Genomic DNA, 15969 nt, shown 5'->3' on the forward strand with positions numbered 1-15969 from the left:
GGGGCCGCGTCAGTAGTCGGCCGGGTCCCGGCTGATGGGGCAGGTCATGCAGTGACCGCCGCCGCGGCCCCGGCCGAGTTCGGCGCCGACGATGGTGATGACCTCGACGCCCGCCTTGCGCAGCAGTGTGTTCGTCTGCGTGTTGCGGTCGTAGGTGAAGACGACGCCGGGCTCCAGGGCGACCGCGTTGTTGCCGCTGTCCCACTGCTGGCGCTCGGAGGCGTACACGTCGCCGCCCGTCTCGATGACCTGGAGATCGCCGATGCCGAGCGCCTTCGCGACGACGTCGGTGAACGCCGCCGAGCCCTCGTCGGTGATCTCCAGGCCCGGGGCCTTGTCGCTGGGCCGCAGCGAGAACGTGTGCACCGCGTCCATGATCTTCGGGTAGAGCGTCACGATGTCGCGGTCGGCGAACGTGAAGACCGTGTCCAGGTGCATCGCGGAGCGCAGCTTCGGCATCCCGGCGACGATGACCCGCTCGGCGGCGCCGCGCTCGAACAGGGACGCCGCGACCTGCGTGATGGCCTGCCGCGACGTGCGCTCGCTCATGCCCATCAGGACGACGCCCTTGCCGACCGGCATGATGTCGCCGCCCTCGAAGCTCGCCTGCCCCCAGTCCCGTTCGGGATCGCCCCACCACACCGTCGAGCCCACGAAGTCCGGGTGGAACTGGTAGATCGCCTTCATCAGCAGCGTCTCGTCGTGCCGGGCGGGCCAGTACAGCGGGTTGAGGGTGAGCCCGCCGTACAGCCAGCACGTGGTGTCGCGCGTGTAGAGGGTGTTGGGCAGCGGCGGCATCAGGTACTCGCGCACCCCGGTGGACTCACGGGCGAGCGACACGTACGGGGAGCGGTAGTCGTCGGGCAGGTCCGTGGTGGCGAGCCCGCCGATGAGGTACTCGGCGAGCTGCCGGTGGTCCTGCCCCTCCAGGAACGCGCGGGTGTCGTCGATGAGGCCGAGCCCCACCTGGTTCGCCACGATCTTCCGGTCCAGGAGCCACGACCTGGCCTCGGGGATCGCCATCGTCTGCGCCAGCAGCTCGTGCAGCTCGACGACCTCGACGCCCCGCCCGCGCAGCTTGTTGACGAAGTCGGCGTGGTCGCGCTGGGCGTTCTCCACCCACATCACGTCGTCGAAGAGCAGGTCGTCCGCGTTGGTCGGCGTGAGCCTGCGGTGCGCGAGCCCCGGCGCGCACACCAGGACCTTGCGCAGCCGGCCCACCTCGGAGTGGACGCCGTACGGGGCGGGGGCGGTGCTGTCGGGCTCGGTCACGGGGTGCCTCCCGGAGGCGGTGGGACGGACGGGACGGATGAGGTGCGGTCAGAGGCTGATCCAGCCGGCGGCCAGCGCGACGATGCCCAGCACGGCGCCGATCACGGAGACGGCCAGGATCACGAGTTCACGGGGCGAGAAGATCCGCCGGCCCTGCTCGCGGCGGGCCATGACGAACAGGACGGTGGCCGGGGCGTAGAAGATCAGCGAGACGAGGACGAACTTCAGCCCCGCCGCGTACAGCAGGAACGCCGTGTACAGCACGGCGACCCACGCGATCGTCAGTTCACGTCCCGAGGTGCGCCCGCCCGTGGTGAGCGGATCGGGCCGCATGCCGATCTTCGCGGCGAACGCGGCCGCGAGCAGATACGGGATGAGGGAGAGCGCGCTGGTCAGGTCGAGCGCGAAGTTGAACGCGTCGTCGGAGAACGCGGTGACGACGAGCACCACCTGGGTGAGCAGCGTCGTCATCAGCAGCGCGGGCATCGGCACGTCCGCCCGGTTGGCGCGGCCGAGGAAGCGCGGCATGTCGTCGTCCTTCGCGGCGACGAACAGCACCTCGGCGGCCATCAGCGTCCAGGCCAGATAGGCGCCGAGCACGGACACGATCAGGCCGACGCTGATGAAGACCTTGCCCCAGGTGCCGACCGCCTCCTCCAGGACCCCGGCCATCGACGGCTGCCGCAGCTCCGCGATCTCGCTCATCGGCATGATCCCGTACGACACGATGACCACGGAGGCGAAGATGGCGAAGACGCTGAGGAAGCCGAGGATCGTCGCCCTGCCGACGTCCTCGCGGCGCTTGGCGTGCCGCGAGTAGACGCTCGCGCCCTCCACACCGAGGAAGACGAAGACGGTGGCGAGCATCGTGCCCCTGACCTGGCTGAACAGGGAGCCCGCGTAGTCGGCGCCGCCCCAGTTGTCGGCGAACACGCCCGGGTCGAAGAAGACCAGCGCCAGGATCACGAAGATCACGATCGGTACGACCTTCGCCACGGTGACGATCCTGTTGATCGCCGCGGCCTCCTTCACGCCCCGCCGGATCATCAGGAAGAAGGCCCAGAGGCCGACGGAGGACAGGATCACGGCGAGCGCCGTGTCCCCCTCGCCGAGCCCCGACCAGATCGTGCCGATCGTCGACATGATCAGCACCCAGTACGTCACGTTGCCCACGCACGAACTGGCCCAGTAGCCGAAGGCGGAGAAGAAGCCGATGTACTCGCCGAAGCCCGCCTTGGCGTACGCGTAGACGCCCGCGTCCAGATCGGGCCTGCGGACGGCGAGCGACTGGAAGACGAAGGCCAGCATCAGCATGCCCGTACCGGCGATCGCCCAAGAAATGAGCGCCCCCGCCACCCCGGTCTGCTCGGCGAACCGTGCGGGCAGGGAGAACACCCCGGCCCCGACCATGGAGCCGATGACCATCGTGGTGAGCGTGAACAGGGCCAGTTTGACGGGCGGTGCGGAGGACGCGGACTCCGAAGAGGCCTGCTGCTCCATCTCGACCCCTTCGGTCGTGGTGCGGTGGAACCGGACTGCTGGGGCAACAGTTTTCTACCGAGATGTTGGGTAACGCATCTTTTGCAGATGTACGAGTGGTCCATGGCCTGATTTCCGAATGGCCGATGTTGCGAGTTATGGGCAGCATGGTGCGAGCCGTCTCTGAAGAAGGACAAGCAGCCATGCATGCGTCACTCAGTCCGGAGATCCTTCGCGAGTTGCGCGAGCCGCGCGCCTATCCGGCCGTCTCCCTCGCGATGCCCACCCACCGGCGCCCACCGGAGAACAGTCAGGATCCGGTGCGGCTCGGCAACCTGGTCAGCGAAGCGGAGCGCCAGCTCGCCGCTGATCCGGGCGTGACGAAGGAGGTGCAGGAGGACGTCGTCGAGCAGTTGCGCGCAGCGGTCCAGGAGATCGACCCCGCCCAGGTGCGCGACGGCCTCGTCGTCTTCGCGGCGCCCGGGGAGCACCAGACATGGGTCGTCGACCGCGCCGTCCCCGAGCGGGTCGTGCTGGCCGACACCTTCCTCACCCGCAACCTCGTCGCCGCCGACGCGGCCCGCCGCCCCTACTGGGTGCTGACCCTGGCCGCCGACCGGGTCGCGCTGTGGGACGGCCGGGGCGAACGCGTCACCGAGGACACGGCGCACGGCTTCCCGCTGACCCGCAGCCTCGAGGACTCCGACGCCGAGCGCAAGGAACGCGTCGGCGACCTGCCCAGCACCTTCCGCGACGAGCAGACCCGCCAGTTCTTCCGCGACGCGGACAGCACACTGAGCCGGCTGCTCGGCGACGAGCCCCGGCGCCTGTACGTCACCGGGGAGTCGGCCGCGCTGGCGCTCCTGGCGGACGTCGGCACGGTCGCGAACAACGCGGTCGAGGTGCCGGTCGGCGGCCTCGCGCAGGCGACCCCGGACGAGGTCGCGCAGGCGGTCGCCCCGGCCCGCGAGGAGGCGGCGCGGCTGGCCGTGGCCGAGGCCCTCGACCAGCTGGAGCAGGCGCGCGGCGAGAACAAGTACGCGGCCGGCGTCGATGAGGTGTGGCAGGAGGCCCAGGACGGGCGGATCCGTCGGCTCGTCGTCGAGGAGAACTACCGCATCACCGTGCGGGCCGGCGACGGCCATTTGGAACCGGCCGAGGAGGACGACCTCGACGCCGTGCACGACATCGTCGACGAGGTCGTCGAGTCCGCCCTGGAGACCGGCGCGGAGGTGGTGTTCGTGCCCGACGACACCCTCGCGGACGCCGGGCGCGTCGCCGCGGTGCTGAGGTTCTGATGCGCGGGCGAAGGACACTCGCGACCGCCGCGTGCGCCCTGGCGGGCGCGCTGGCCCTCGCGGCGTGCGGCAGCGACAGCGGCGAGGACACGGGCGCGAGCGCCAGCGCCACCGCCAGTTCACCGGACGCGTCGAGGTTCTCCGGCACCCCGCCCTCGGCGCTGGAGTCGAAGAAGGAGTCCATCAAGGCCTCCGCCTCCGAGGCCGCCAAGTCGGCCTCGGCGCGCGCCAGCGCCTTCGAGGAGTCGGTCTCGGCCAACGTCGAGCGCAAGCGCCAGGAGTTCACCAAGCAGCTCGACAAGGCCGACGGAAAGGGCAACGCGGTGCGCGACGTCGAACTGACCGGCAAGCGCCTCAAGGACACCCAGGGCGTGCGCGCCGTCGTCGTCAACATCACCAACACCACCGACAAGACGGCCTCCTACGCCGTGCAGGTCGACTTCACCGACCCCGACGGCAAGCTCGTCGAGTCGAAGGTCGTCGGCGCCGAGGACCTGAAGGCGGGCGACCGCGCACAGCCGCTGGCCATCAGCTCCAAGCCCCCGGAGCCGCACCTCAAGGCGAGTGTGGCGAAGGCGCAGCGGTACTAGGGCCCTTCTGACGGATCTTGCTGGAGTCGCGGGGTCTGGCACGCACATCTGCGGCGTTGTCGTCGGTTGCCAACTCCCCCACCCTCGAACCAGGCTCCGCCAGGCTCGGGCGGGAGGTACCCCCTCGCGTTGCCGCCCTCCTCCGCCTTGCAGCTGCACGCTTCCCCGAGCTCTCGGCTTCGCTCGAGCAGGGGAGGCCCCATTACCCCGCTCGCGGAGCCGAACGATGCGGCCTCCCGGGCCCAGCCTGATCCGCCAGAAGGGCCCTAGACGGGCACACCGGCGGGCGTCGCGGCCGTGGGCATCCTGTCCGCGGCCGCGACACGTCACGTGCCCGGGATCAGTCCGTGCGCGGCCCCAGGTCGTACCGTTCCTTGATCAGTTCGAGGTGGAGCCAGCTCTCCACCTCGCGTACGGCGGGCAGTGCGCGCATGTCCTCGATCGTGGCGCGCACCGCCGCGAACGACTCCGCGGTGATCGTGCCGACCAGCTCCGCGTGGCCCAGGCACGTCGACAGGAACGTCACGCGTTCGAAGGCGGCGACCCGTTCGGCGACGTCCGCCGCCGTGCCGTCGACGCGCAGGCTGAACCCGCACAGGTACCCCATGCCGAGCACGTCGGGGCGGACCAGGGCCACCACCTTGGCGACGCCGCCGTCGAGGAGGCGCAGGGTGCGGGCGCGGGTCGCGCCCGCCGACAGGCCGACGCGCGCGGCCAGTTCGGCGAAGGCCAGGCGGCCGTCGTCCTCCAGCTCGGCGAGGATCCGCTCGTCCAGCGCGTCGAGCGCGCTCACGGTCGGCTCCCGGGTGAGGAGATAGGGGTCCTTCACGTGGCGGGTCGCGACGAGCGCGTCCACCGCCCGCACCCCCGGCAGCGCCCGGATCCGCTCGATGGTCCGCTCCAGCGCGCCGAAGCCCGCGGTGCGCAGCTCCGTCATGATGGCGCGCCGCCCGCTGGTCAGCGTCACGAACGGGGCCTCGGGGAGCGCGGCGATCGCGCGGGCCGCCGGACCCGCGGGCCCTTCGGTGTCGATCGCCAGGTGCGCGGAGGCCGACAGGTCGCGCACCGCCGGGTGCACGATCGCCACGACCCGGACGGCGCCCGACTCCTGGAGCCGCTGGACGCGCATCCGGGCCGCGGGCCGGGACAGGCCCACGCGCTGGGCGAGGGTCTCGTACGTGAGGCGGCCGTCGGCCTGCAACTCGCGCACGATGCCCAGGTCGGTCTCGTCGAGATCCACGTGCTGTTCCCCTCGGCGGTTCGGTTGCGGCCCGGCCGAGGACCGGCCGGGGTGCGCGCTCATTCTCGGTCATGGTGCGAGCGGTCGTCTCGTCCGGTCTGGACAAGGTGAGCAGTCGAAACGTAAGTTCAATCCCCGTAAGTCGTTCGAATCATTCCTGATGTCATTGGAGGATGGTGTGCCGCGACCCGTCGTCGTGATCACCGACACCGAGGAACTGGACCCCGCGCCGGGGGTCCGGCTCCTCGCCGACGCCGGCTGGGAGGTGCGGATCGCCGGCAGCCGGGACCCGCGGGCGATCGCCGCCGTCGCGCACGACGCGGACGCGCTGATCGTCGGGTACGCGCGCGTGGACGCGGACCTGCTCGACCACCTGCCCGCGGTGCGGATGCTCGCCACGATGTCCGCCGGGTACGACATGGTCGATGTCGCCGAGGCGGAGCGGCGCGGCCTGTGGGTGGCGAACCTGCCGGGCGCCGCGACCGAGGACGTCGCCGTGCACGCCCTCGCCCAGACGCTCGCCCTGGCCCGCCGCCTGCCGCAGGCCGACGCCGTGGTCCGCTCCGGCGGCTGGAGCACCGACCTGGGCGAAGTGCCGCGCCGCACGAGCGAGTTGACGCTCGGCCTCGTCGGTATGGGCCGCATCGCCCGGACGTTCGCCCGGATCGCCGCGCCCCTCTTCGGCCGGATCGCCGCGTACGACCCGCGCGCCACGAACTGGCCGGACGGCGTCGAACGCCTCGACCTGGACACGCTCGTGGAGCAGGCCGACGTCCTCTCCCTGCACGTCCCCTCGACGCCGCAGACCCAGGGCATGGTCGACGCCGGCCTGCTGTCCCGGATGCGGCCCGGCAGCCTCCTGGTCAACGTCTCGCGCGGCGACCTCGTGAACCCCGAAGCCCTGCTCGGCGCCCTCGACGCCGGCCGCCTCGCGGGCGCCGCGCTCGACGTCTTCCCGGTCGAACCACCGGCCGCCGACGACCGCTTGCGCACCCACCCCCGCCTGCTGCTCTCCCCGCACAGCGCCTTCCTCTCCGACGCCTCGCAGCGCGCCTACGTCACCGAACCCGCGCGCAACGTCATCGCCTGGTGGACCACCGGACGCCCGCACACCCCCGTCGTCGACCCCACGACCCGCACCCAAGGAGCCCTCGCGTGACCGACACCCTCACCGCCCCCGTCACGGCCGACGACGCCGCCCAGGAGGAGCTGCGGCTGCGCCGCGAACTGGCCGCCGTCTACCGGCTGATCGCGCACTTCCGCATGACCGACCTGATCTTCACGCACATATCGCAGCGCCTGCCGGGCCCGGACAACCACTTCCTGATCAACCCCTACGGCCTGCTCTTCGAGGAGATCACCGCCTCGAACCTCGTCAAGATCGACCTCGACGGCAACGCGGTCGAGCCGAGCCCGCACCCCGTCAACCCGGCCGGCTTCGTGATCCACTCCGCGATCCACAAGGCCCGCCCCGACGCCCACTGCGTGCTGCACACCCACACCAAGGCGGGCTGCGCCGTCGCCGCGCAGCAGGGCGGACTGCTCCCCGTCAACCAGATGTCGATGGAGTTCCACAACCGCGTCGGCTACCACGACTACGAGGGCGTCGCGCTCAACCTGGACGAGCAGCAGCGCCTCGTCGAGGACCTCGGCACGCACCCCGCACTGATCCTGCGCAACCACGGCCTGCTGACCGTCGGCGACAGCGCCAAGCAGGCGTTCCTGCGCATGTACTACCTGGAGAAGGCCTGCGAGATCCAGGTCACCGCCCAGGCCGGCGGCGGGCTGATCATCCCCTCCGAGCAGGTCTGCGAGTACACGGCTCAGCAGCTCACCGGCGAGGGCGGCGCCGCCTCGGACTTCGCGGACGACATCGGCTACGACCTGGCCTGGGGCGCCCTGCTGCGGCTCGTGGAGCGCATCGCCCCCGACTACAAGGACTGAGCGGGCGGTGGCGCCGTGAGCGGGTTCTACTGAAGAGGACGCCCCGTGCTGGGGACGCCCCGACGAAGGGACCACTTCCGTGAGCGGCGCCACCGACACCGTCCTGAAGCCACTCGACGAGATCCGCCCCTGGCTGGAGGAGCTCTACACGGACCTCCACGCCCACCCGGAACTGGGTTTCCAGGAGCACCGCACCGCCGCGAAGGCCGCCGAATCCCTGCGGGCGGACGGTTTCGAGGTGACCGAGGGCATCGGCGGCACCGGCCTGATCGGCGTACTGCGCGGCGGCGCCGGGCCCACGGTGCTGCTGCGCGCCGACATGGACGCCCTGCCGGTGGCCGAGGCGACGGGCCTGCCGTACGCCTCCACCGCCACCGGGCGGAGCGCCGACGGCACGACGGTCCCGGTGATGCACGCCTGCGGCCACGACGTGCACGTGGCCTCGATGCTCGGCTTCGCCCGGCTGATGGCGCGGGCGCCCGGGGCCTGGCGGGGCACGCTGGTGGTGCTCTTCCAGCCCTCCGAGGAGGACGGTTCGGGCGCCGACGCGATGGTCGCCGACGGCCTCGTCGACCGCTCGCCGCGCCCGGACGTCGTCCTCGCCCAGCACGTGCTGCCGTACCCGGCGGGCTACGTCGGCATCCGCCCCGGTTCCTTCCTCGCCGCGGCCGACAGCACGAAGGTGACGCTGTACGGGCGCGGCGCCCACGGCTCCATGCCGCAGAACGCCGTCGACCCCGTGGTGATGGCCGCGATGGCGGTGGTCCGGCTCCAGACCGTGGTCTCCCGCGAAATCGCCGCCGCGACCCCCGCCGTCCTCACCGTCGGCGCCATCCTGGCCGGCACGGGGCCGAACATCATCCCCGACCGCGCCGAGCTGCACCTCAACGTCCGGACCTACGACGAGGAGACGCGGGCCGCGGTCCGCGCGGCCGTCGAGCGCATCGTGCGGGCGGAGGCCGCCGCGTCCGGAGCGGTCCGCGACCCCGAGTTCGAGGCGCTCGCCGCCTTCCCGCCGACCGTCAACGACGAGGCGCCGACCCGGGCCGTCGCCGCGGCCTTCACCGAGCACTTCGGCGAGCGGGCCCACACCATCGACGCCCAGCCGGCCAGCGAGGACATGAGCCGCATCCCCGAGGCGTTCGGCGTCCCCTTCACGTACTGGGGGATCGGCGGCACCGACCCGGCGACGTACGAGAAGGCGCTCACGGCGGGCCGTCTCACCTCCGACGTCCCCGTGAACCACAGCCCGCACTTCGCCCCGGCCCCGCGGCCCACCCTCGACACGGGCGTGCGCGCGCTGACTGCGGCCGCTCTGGCGTGGCTGGGCGCGCCAAAGGAGTGACCGGGCCGTCAGCGGGCCGGACTCACCTGCTGGAGTACGGCAGCAGCGCCATCTCCCGCGCGTTCTTGACAGCGGCCGTCACCTGGCGCTGCTGCCGCACCGTGAGCCGGGTGACCCGGCGGCTGCGGATCTTGCCCCGGTCGGAGATGAACTGCCGCAGCAGATCGGTGTCCTTGTAGTCGACGTACGTGATGCCGGCCGCGTCGAGCGGGTTCGGGCGGGGCTTGGCGGGCTTGCGGGGGATACGGGAGCGGGGCATGTCGGGTCCTTTCGATGGGTGGGTCAGCGCGCGGGGTCGAGGAGCGGGTCGAAGGCGGCGGGCAGCCGGCTCCAGCCGGCCGGGCCCGCGCGGTACTCGTCGTCGGTGAGCAGGCAGGAGTCGAGCAGGGCGGACAGTCCCTCCCGGTCGAGGGCGGGGGAGGTGAACACGAGGTGCTGGCAGCGGTCGCCGTGCTCCGGATGCCAGTCGACGGCCGCCGCCGCGCGCCGCTCCGGCGGCACCAACTCCCAGGCGGCGTCCGGCAACGAGTGCAGCCAGGGCCCGCAGTCGTCGACGCCGAGCGCGCCGCCCGCCGCGTCCCACGACAGCAGGGTGTCGGGCCGGTCGGCGAGCCAGAACCGCCCCCGGCTGCGGGCCGCGGCGCAGCACAGGTCCTCCAGCGCGTCGAAGAGCCGCTGCGGATGGAACGGCCGCCGCCGATGCCACACGAGGGTGCCGACCCCGGCCTCCTCCGCCTCCTGCGGGAGCCGGGCGCAGGCGGGGTGCTGCGCGGTGCGGGCCGCCTCGACGTCGAACCCGGCGCGCGCGATCCGCGCCAGCTCGTCCGACCCGGCCGCCACCTGCCGCCCCGTCGGGTGCAGCTGGGCGAGCAGCGCCCGGTCCTCGTCGTCCGCCTCCGGGCTCTCGACGACGGCGATCACGGACGCGTACTCCAGCTGCCGGGCCCAGGTGTCCGCGACCGTGCGCTGATCCGCGGCGGCCGCCGCGAGGCCCGCCTCGGCGAGGTCGTCGCCGTTGCCGAGGTAGGGCAGCACGAGCGCGGGGTCGACGGCGGTGACGACACCGGTCAGGTGCAGCAGCGGCGCCCCGTGCGCGGCGACCACGTCCGCCATGGCCTGCGGCTCCACGGAGTCCCACAGCTCGACCACGGCGAGCCGTGTCAGGCCGTCGCCCGCGAGGCGTTCCAGCTCGGGGACGAGGTCCTCACGCAGGGCGCAGCAGGCGCAGTCGTTGACCAACGGCGCCTCGCCGCGGCCGAGTTCACCGGACACGTTTCGCACGGTCCGGGTCACGGTCCCCGACGGGGCGGTGCTGAGGTCGTGGTGCAGGGCCACGCTGGACGGCACCGCCTCCAGCAGGCCCCGGACCACCTCGCGGCGGGCTTCGCTGTGCAGCCCGCCGACGAGAACGACGGGCAGCCGGTCGACGTCCCCCATCACCGCGCCTCTCGACGGCCGTAGCGGCGTTCGAAGCGCTCGACGCGGCCCGCGGTGTCCATGACGCGGGCGGTGCCGGTGTAGAAGGGGTGGCTCGCCGAGGAGATCTCGACGTCGAAGACGGGATAGGTGTGGCCGTCCTCCCACTCGATCGTGCGCTCGCTGGTGAGCGTCGAGCGGGTCAGGAAGGCGAAGTCGGCGGCCTTGTCACGGAAGACGACGGGCCGGTAGGCGGGGTGGATGCCGGGCTTCATGGCGGACTCCAGGGGTTCGGGGCGGTGGGTGTTCAGCGCTCTTCGCGGAAGTCGACGTGCCGGCCTGCCACCGGGTCGTACTTGCGCAGGACCAGGCGGTCCGGGTCGTTCCGGCGGTTCTTGCGGGTGACGTAGGTGTAGCCCGTGCCCGCGGTGGAGCGGATTTTCACGATCGGGCGGAGTTCGTTGCGTGCCATGCCGCTAGTATATGGCAATGGTTTCCATGTTCAATAAGGGGACCGGGTCGCGGACCGCGACACGTACGACCGCACACACGACAGAGAGGGGTGGCATGTCCGCCCACTGCCAACTGACCGGAGCCGCACCGAGCTTCGGCAACCGCATCTCCCACTCGCACCGGCGCACCTCGCGCCGTTTCGACCCGAACATCCAGCGCAAGCGCTACTGGCTGCCCAGCGAGGGGCGCACCGTGCGGCTGACCCTGAGCGCCCGGGGAGTCAAGACGGTCGATGTCATCGGGATCGAGGCGGCGGTCGCCCGGATCCGCGCGCGAGGGGGGAAGGTCTGATGGCGAAGCAGAGCAAGATCGCGAAGAACGAGAAGCGGAAGGCCGTCGTCGAGCGGTACGCCGCCCGGCGCGCGGAGCTGAAGGAGATCATCCGCCGCCCCGCCACCTCCGAGGCCGACCGCGCCGCCGCCCTCGCGGAGCTGCGCCGCCAGCCGCGCGACGCCAGCGCCACCCGCGTCCGCAACCGCGACAGCGTGGACGGCAGGCCCCGCGGCCACGTCCGCAAGTTCGGCCTCTCGCGGGTGCGGCTGCGCGCGGAGGCGCACGCCGGACATCTGCCGGGGGTGACGAAGTCATCCTGGTGACGTAGCCGCGCGAATCCGCCCCACCGGGCATCCGCCCAGGTGGGGCGCCCTGCGTGGACCCCGGAACGGCCCGCGTGGGCAGGCGCGGGTGCGTCGGACGGCGGACCATGGGGGAGCCGGAGTGCGTCGAGCCGAGGGGAGTGCCGCAAGTGGGTGGCGGGCGCGAGCACGAAAACCTCGACGAGGGCCACGAGGGCCGCGAGGACGACGGGCAACCCGAGGGGCACGACGCCGAGGTGCGGCAGGTCGAGGGGCTCAACCGGCTGGCGGGACCGGCGTCCGGTGCACCCGGTGCCGGGAAGCGGACGCCGCGCGCCCGCCACCGCGACACCGACCTGCTCGTCACCGGGCAGGCCCTGGCCCGCGTCACCTCGCTGGGGGAGGCGCTCACCCTGATCGCGCGGCTCGCCGACGACGGCTTCCCGGTCCACGGGCAGGCGGTCTTCCGGTCCGACCGGGAAGTGCTGCACTGCGTGGGCCGGCTCGGCCTGGAGGCGGACGAGCCCGCCACGTTCCGGCTGCCCCTGCACGCGGCCCACCCGGCGGCGCAGGTGGCGAGGACCGGGCGGCCCGTGGTGCTGACCTCGCCGCGGGAGTACCGGGAGCGGTTCCCGGCCGCCGACGCGTCCGCCGGCCGGGAGGGGCACGAGGCGTGGGCCTTCCTGCCCATCACCACGTACGGCCAGCTCACCGGGGTGTGGATGGCGGCCTTCGGCGCCCCGGTGGAGGTGACGGAGGGGCTCGGCAGCTTCCTGGTGGCGCTCGCCCGGCTGCTCGGCGAGTGCATCGAGCAGAGCTACGACGGCCAGGCCGACCATGCCCTGTCGCAGGCCCTGCGCAGCAGCATGGGCCGCGTCGGACCCGGCCCGGAGGGCCTCACCGTCGCCGCCCGCTACGTGCCCACCGGTGGCGGGCTCATGGTCGGCGGCGACTGGTTCGACAGCATCACCCTGCCGAGCGGGCGCCTCGGCCTGGTGATCGGCGACGTCCAGGGGCACGACGTCCAGGCGGCGGGGCTGATGTCCCAGCTGCGCACCGCCATCCACGCCTACGCCGCCGAGGGCCACGGCCCCGACGCCGTCCTCGTGCGCGCCTCCCGCTTCCTGGCCTCGCTCGACGAGGACCGCTTCGCCACCTGCATCTACCTGGAGGCCGACCCGGCGAGCGGCATGCTCCGCATCGCCCGCGCCGGGCACCCGCACCCCGTGCTGCGGCTGCCGGACGGCACCTGTCTGCTCAAACACGTGCGCGGCGGGCTGCCGCTCGGACTCGGCCTCGGCGAGGACAACTACCCGGTCAGCGTGCTCACGCTGCGGGAGAACGAGATCCTCATGCTGTGCACCGACGGCCTCATCGAGTCCGGCGGCCACGACATGTACTCCGGCTGGCTCCGGGTCCGGGGCGCTTTGACGCCCGGTGGCCCGGACGACATCGACGGCCTCGCCGACCGGCTCCTGAACGCGGTGGTCGCCCCGCAGTCCGCGCACCCCGGCGACCGCTCCGTCACCTCCTTCACCGAGGACGACATCGCGCTGGTGCTCCTGCGCCGCGACCCCTCCGCCGACCACGCGGACGGCCCCGGCCGCAACCTGCGGTTCACCCTCGAACAGGACCAGGCGCAGGGCCTCGCCGACGCCCGGATCGAACTCCAGGGCCTGCTGCACGACTGGGACCGCCCGGAGCAGGTCGACACGGTCCTGCTGCTCGCCTCCGAACTGCTCGGCAACGTACTGGTCCACACCGACCAGGCGGCCGTCCTGCGCGCCGACATCCACGGCACCGAGGGCCACCGCTGTCTGCGCGTCGAGGTGTCCGACCGCAGCGACGAGGTGCCGGCCCGGCGCGCCCCGGGCGAACTCTCCTCCTCCGGGCGGGGGTTGGTCCTCCTCGACCTGCTGGCCCACCGCTGGAACCTGCGGCCCGAGCCGGAGGGGAAGACGGTGTGGTTCGAAGTGGACGAGGACGGTCCGGAGGAACCGTGACCGCAACGCCCCTGCGCGCGGCGGGAAATGGACGGAACCGCCGTTCAACTCACCACCCGGTCACGGGATCTTGACACCGGCATCGAGGGGTGGTGGTTTAGACCACGTTCCCTCACCGGAACGTGATGGTCCACTGACGCGGAGGTGCAGTTCTCGCATGCCCGAAAGTCAACCGTCCTGTCGTCCCCGCCTTCCCCGCCCCCTTCTGGCCGGCGCGGCCCTGCTGCTGACGCTCGGCACGGCCGCCGGACCCGCCCAGGCGCTCGACGAAGCGCCGTCCAGGACCGGCGCCGCGACCTCGGCGCGGCTGCCCGTCGTCACCCCCACCCCGCAGCACATGAGATCCACCGGGGGCGATCTGCGGGTGCCGGACCGCGTGCGCCTCGTCCTCGGGCCGGACGTCGACGACGCGACCGTGGCCGTCGTCGAGCGGGCCCTGAGATCGGCCGGAGCCCGCTCCGTCGACACCGTGAAGGCCGCTGACGCGGCCCGCTCCGGCCGGGGCCCGCTGACCGTCGTGGTCGGCTCCGTCAAGGACCCCGCCGTGGCCGCCGCCCTGAAGGCCGCGGGCGGCACCGTGCCCGACACCCTGGTCGCCGAGGGCTACTCGCTGGCCTCCCGCAGCGCCGCCGGAGGCGGGTCCGTGGTCCTCGCGGGCAACGACGGCGACGGCGTGTACTACGCCGCCCAGACCCTGCGCCAGCTGGTGACCGGCAAGCGCACCCTGGCGGCCGTGTCCGTCACCGACCACCCGAGCATGCCGCTGCGCGGCAGCATCGAGGGCTTCTACGGCGCACCCTGGTCCCACAGCGACCGCCTCGACCAACTCGCCTTCTACGGCGACGTGAAGGCCAACACGTACATCTACACCCCGAAGGACGACACGTACCTGCGGGAGAAGTGGCGCACCCCCTATCCCGCCGACAAGCTCGCCGATCTGCGTGAGCTGATCGAGGCGGCCGCCACCCACCACGTCGACTTCACGTACGCCGTCTCCCCGGGCCTGTCGATCTGTTACAGCGACCCCGACGACGTCAAGGCGCTGAAGGAGAAGGTCGGTTCGCTCTACGACCAGGGCGCGCGCGGCTTCTACGTGGCGCTCGACGACATCAGCTACACCAAGTGGAACTGCGCGGCCGACGAGGCGAAGTACGGCGCCCCCGGCCGGGCCGCCGCGGGGCAGGCGCAGACCGATCTGCTCAACGCGGTGCAGCACGACTTCATCGACACGCACGACGGCGCGAAGCCGCTCCAGTTCGTGCCCACGGAGTACTCCGACACGGCCGACTCGGCGTACAAGTCGGTGCTGCGCGAGCAGCTCGACCCGGAGGTCGTCGTGCAGTGGACCGGCACCGACGTGGTGCCGCCCGCCATCAGTGTCGCCGACGCGAAGGCCGCGTCCACGGTGTGGGGCCGCAAGGTGTTCCTCTGGGACAACTACCCGGTGAACGACTACGGGCAGACCACCGGGCGGCTGCTGATGGCCCCGTACGACAAGCGGGAGGCCGGGCTGCACGAGGAGTTGAGCGGCATCGTGCTCAACCCGATGAACCAGGCCGCGCCGAGCAAGGTCGCCCTCTTCGGCGGCGCGTCCTTCGCCTGGAACGACGAGGACTACGACCCGGGCCGCACCTGGCGCGCCTCCGCCGACTACCTGGCGGGCGGGGACCGCGACACCTCCCGGGCGCTGCTGGCCTTCTTCGACACCCAACACCTCGCGCCGACCTTCGGCGACACCGCCTGGCAGCCGCAGGCACCCGAACTCGCCGCGCGGCTCCAGGAGTTCGGCGAGGCGTGGGACGGCGGGTCCCGCGCCGAGCGGCGGTCCGCGCTGCGGAAGCTGGCCGCCTACGCCGACGTACTGGCCGGGGCGCCCGAGCGGATCCGTGCCGGGGTACCGGATTCGGCCTTTCTGGCGCAGACGAAGCCGTGGCTCGACGCCCTCGAACTGTGGGGCGGATCGCTGAACGCCACCCTCGACGGACTGCGCGCCAGGCTCAACTCCGGTGACGGACAAGCCGAGTTCGCCAAGGCCGCCGAACTCGCCGAGCAGGCCGGAGCCATCACGACCATCCCCGGCACCACCCGGCCGCAGGGACCGGTCAAGGTCGCCGACGGTGTGCTGGACACCTTCATCGCACGCGCACCACAGATGTGACCGCACTCCGCTACGCCCGCCCCGGCGCACGCCCGGGGCGGGCGTTCTCCTGTGAATCGGGTCGAGGAGGCGGTGGCTCCACAGGGCCGATGGAGGCCCGTAGGCGCAGGTCAGGCGGGATGGGGTAACAAACAGG

16 protein-coding genes are annotated in these 15969 nt (G+C 72.4%); 9 read left to right on the plus strand and 7 right to left on the minus strand.

Features of this window, described 5'->3' with window-relative positions; translation table 11 throughout:
• Positions 1–9: 9 nt before the first annotated feature.
• Positions 10–1272, minus strand: coding sequence for an arginine deiminase (locus ACYBSK_RS17275; protein ID WP_457477993.1), 1263 nt, complete (start codon positions 1270–1272; stop codon positions 10–12).
• Positions 1273–1320: 48 nt separating this feature from the next.
• The gene (locus ACYBSK_RS17280; protein ID WP_460246733.1) at positions 1321–2772 is read right to left on the minus strand and encodes a basic amino acid/polyamine antiporter; all 1452 of its coding nucleotides are present in this window, start codon (positions 2770–2772) and stop codon (positions 1321–1323) included.
• A gap of 182 nt (positions 2773–2954) precedes the next feature.
• On the opposite strand from ACYBSK_RS17280, the gene ACYBSK_RS17285 reads away from it, so the two are divergent.
• On the plus strand, positions 2955–4049 hold the full coding sequence (locus ACYBSK_RS17285) for a baeRF3 domain-containing protein (protein WP_457477995.1): 1095 nt from the start codon (positions 2955–2957) through the stop codon (positions 4047–4049).
• Positions 4049–4639 carry a hypothetical protein gene (locus ACYBSK_RS17290; RefSeq protein WP_460246734.1) on the plus strand — a complete coding sequence of 197 codons (591 nt, stop codon included), beginning with the start codon at positions 4049–4051 and terminating at the stop codon, positions 4637–4639. The genes ACYBSK_RS17285 and ACYBSK_RS17290 overlap by 1 nt, the downstream gene beginning before the upstream one ends.
• 340 nt (positions 4640–4979) lie before the next feature.
• On the opposite strand, the gene ACYBSK_RS17295 is transcribed toward ACYBSK_RS17290, so the two are convergent.
• A complete protein-coding gene (locus tag ACYBSK_RS17295; RefSeq protein ID WP_460246735.1) occupies positions 4980–5879 on the minus strand; it encodes an Lrp/AsnC family transcriptional regulator in 900 nt (299 codons plus the stop codon).
• Between the two features lie 178 nt (positions 5880–6057).
• Here ACYBSK_RS17295 and ACYBSK_RS17300 point away from each other — a divergent pair, with 178 nt between their 5' ends.
• From ACYBSK_RS17300 to ACYBSK_RS17310, 3 genes are all read left to right on the plus strand, one after another.
• Complete coding sequence (locus ACYBSK_RS17300) at positions 6058–7038, plus strand: C-terminal binding protein (protein WP_460246736.1); 981 nt, start codon at positions 6058–6060, stop codon at positions 7036–7038.
• On the plus strand, positions 7035–7823 hold the full coding sequence (locus ACYBSK_RS17305; RefSeq protein ID WP_460246737.1) for a class II aldolase/adducin family protein: 789 nt from the start codon (positions 7035–7037) through the stop codon (positions 7821–7823). Before ACYBSK_RS17300 ends, ACYBSK_RS17305 begins: the two co-directional genes overlap by 4 nt.
• 79 nt (positions 7824–7902) lie before the next feature.
• On the plus strand, positions 7903–9168 hold the full coding sequence (locus ACYBSK_RS17310; protein WP_460246738.1) for an amidohydrolase: 1266 nt from the start codon (positions 7903–7905) through the stop codon (positions 9166–9168).
• Positions 9169–9190: 22 nt separating this feature from the next.
• Here the strand turns inward: ACYBSK_RS17310 and rpsR are convergent, their stop codons facing one another.
• The 4 genes from rpsR to rpmG are packed head-to-tail and all read right to left on the minus strand — an operon-like array spanning position 9191 to position 11056.
• On the minus strand, positions 9191–9427 hold the full coding sequence (rpsR, locus tag ACYBSK_RS17315) for a 30S ribosomal protein S18 (RefSeq protein ID WP_457478003.1): 237 nt from the start codon (positions 9425–9427) through the stop codon (positions 9191–9193).
• A 23-nt stretch (positions 9428–9450) separates the two neighbouring features.
• Positions 9451–10605, minus strand: coding sequence for a CobW family GTP-binding protein (locus ACYBSK_RS17320; protein ID WP_460246739.1), 1155 nt, complete (start codon positions 10603–10605; stop codon positions 9451–9453).
• A complete protein-coding gene (locus tag ACYBSK_RS17325; protein ID WP_457478005.1) occupies positions 10605–10859 on the minus strand; it encodes a type B 50S ribosomal protein L31 in 255 nt (84 codons plus the stop codon). The genes ACYBSK_RS17320 and ACYBSK_RS17325 overlap by 1 nt, the downstream gene beginning before the upstream one ends.
• 32 nt (positions 10860–10891) lie before the next feature.
• On the minus strand, positions 10892–11056 hold the full coding sequence (gene rpmG, locus ACYBSK_RS17330; protein WP_460246740.1) for a 50S ribosomal protein L33: 165 nt from the start codon (positions 11054–11056) through the stop codon (positions 10892–10894).
• Between the two features lie 95 nt (positions 11057–11151).
• Between rpmG and rpmB the strand changes: the two genes are divergently transcribed.
• From rpmB to ACYBSK_RS17350, 4 genes are all read left to right on the plus strand, one after another.
• Positions 11152–11388 carry a 50S ribosomal protein L28 gene (gene rpmB, locus ACYBSK_RS17335; protein ID WP_457478006.1) on the plus strand — a complete coding sequence of 79 codons (237 nt, stop codon included), beginning with the start codon at positions 11152–11154 and terminating at the stop codon, positions 11386–11388.
• The gene (gene rpsN / locus ACYBSK_RS17340; RefSeq protein WP_460246741.1) at positions 11388–11693 is read left to right on the plus strand and encodes a 30S ribosomal protein S14; all 306 of its coding nucleotides are present in this window, start codon (positions 11388–11390) and stop codon (positions 11691–11693) included. Before rpmB ends, rpsN begins: the two co-directional genes overlap by 1 nt.
• A gap of 149 nt (positions 11694–11842) precedes the next feature.
• On the plus strand, positions 11843–13675 hold the full coding sequence (locus ACYBSK_RS17345; protein WP_460246742.1) for a SpoIIE family protein phosphatase: 1833 nt from the start codon (positions 11843–11845) through the stop codon (positions 13673–13675).
• A gap of 157 nt (positions 13676–13832) precedes the next feature.
• Entirely contained in the window at positions 13833–15833 is a 2001-nt protein-coding gene (locus ACYBSK_RS17350; protein WP_460246743.1) for a beta-N-acetylhexosaminidase family protein, read from the plus strand.
• Positions 15834–15969 lie beyond the last annotated feature (136 nt).

Source organism: Streptomyces sp. BYX5S (genome assembly GCF_054724165.1).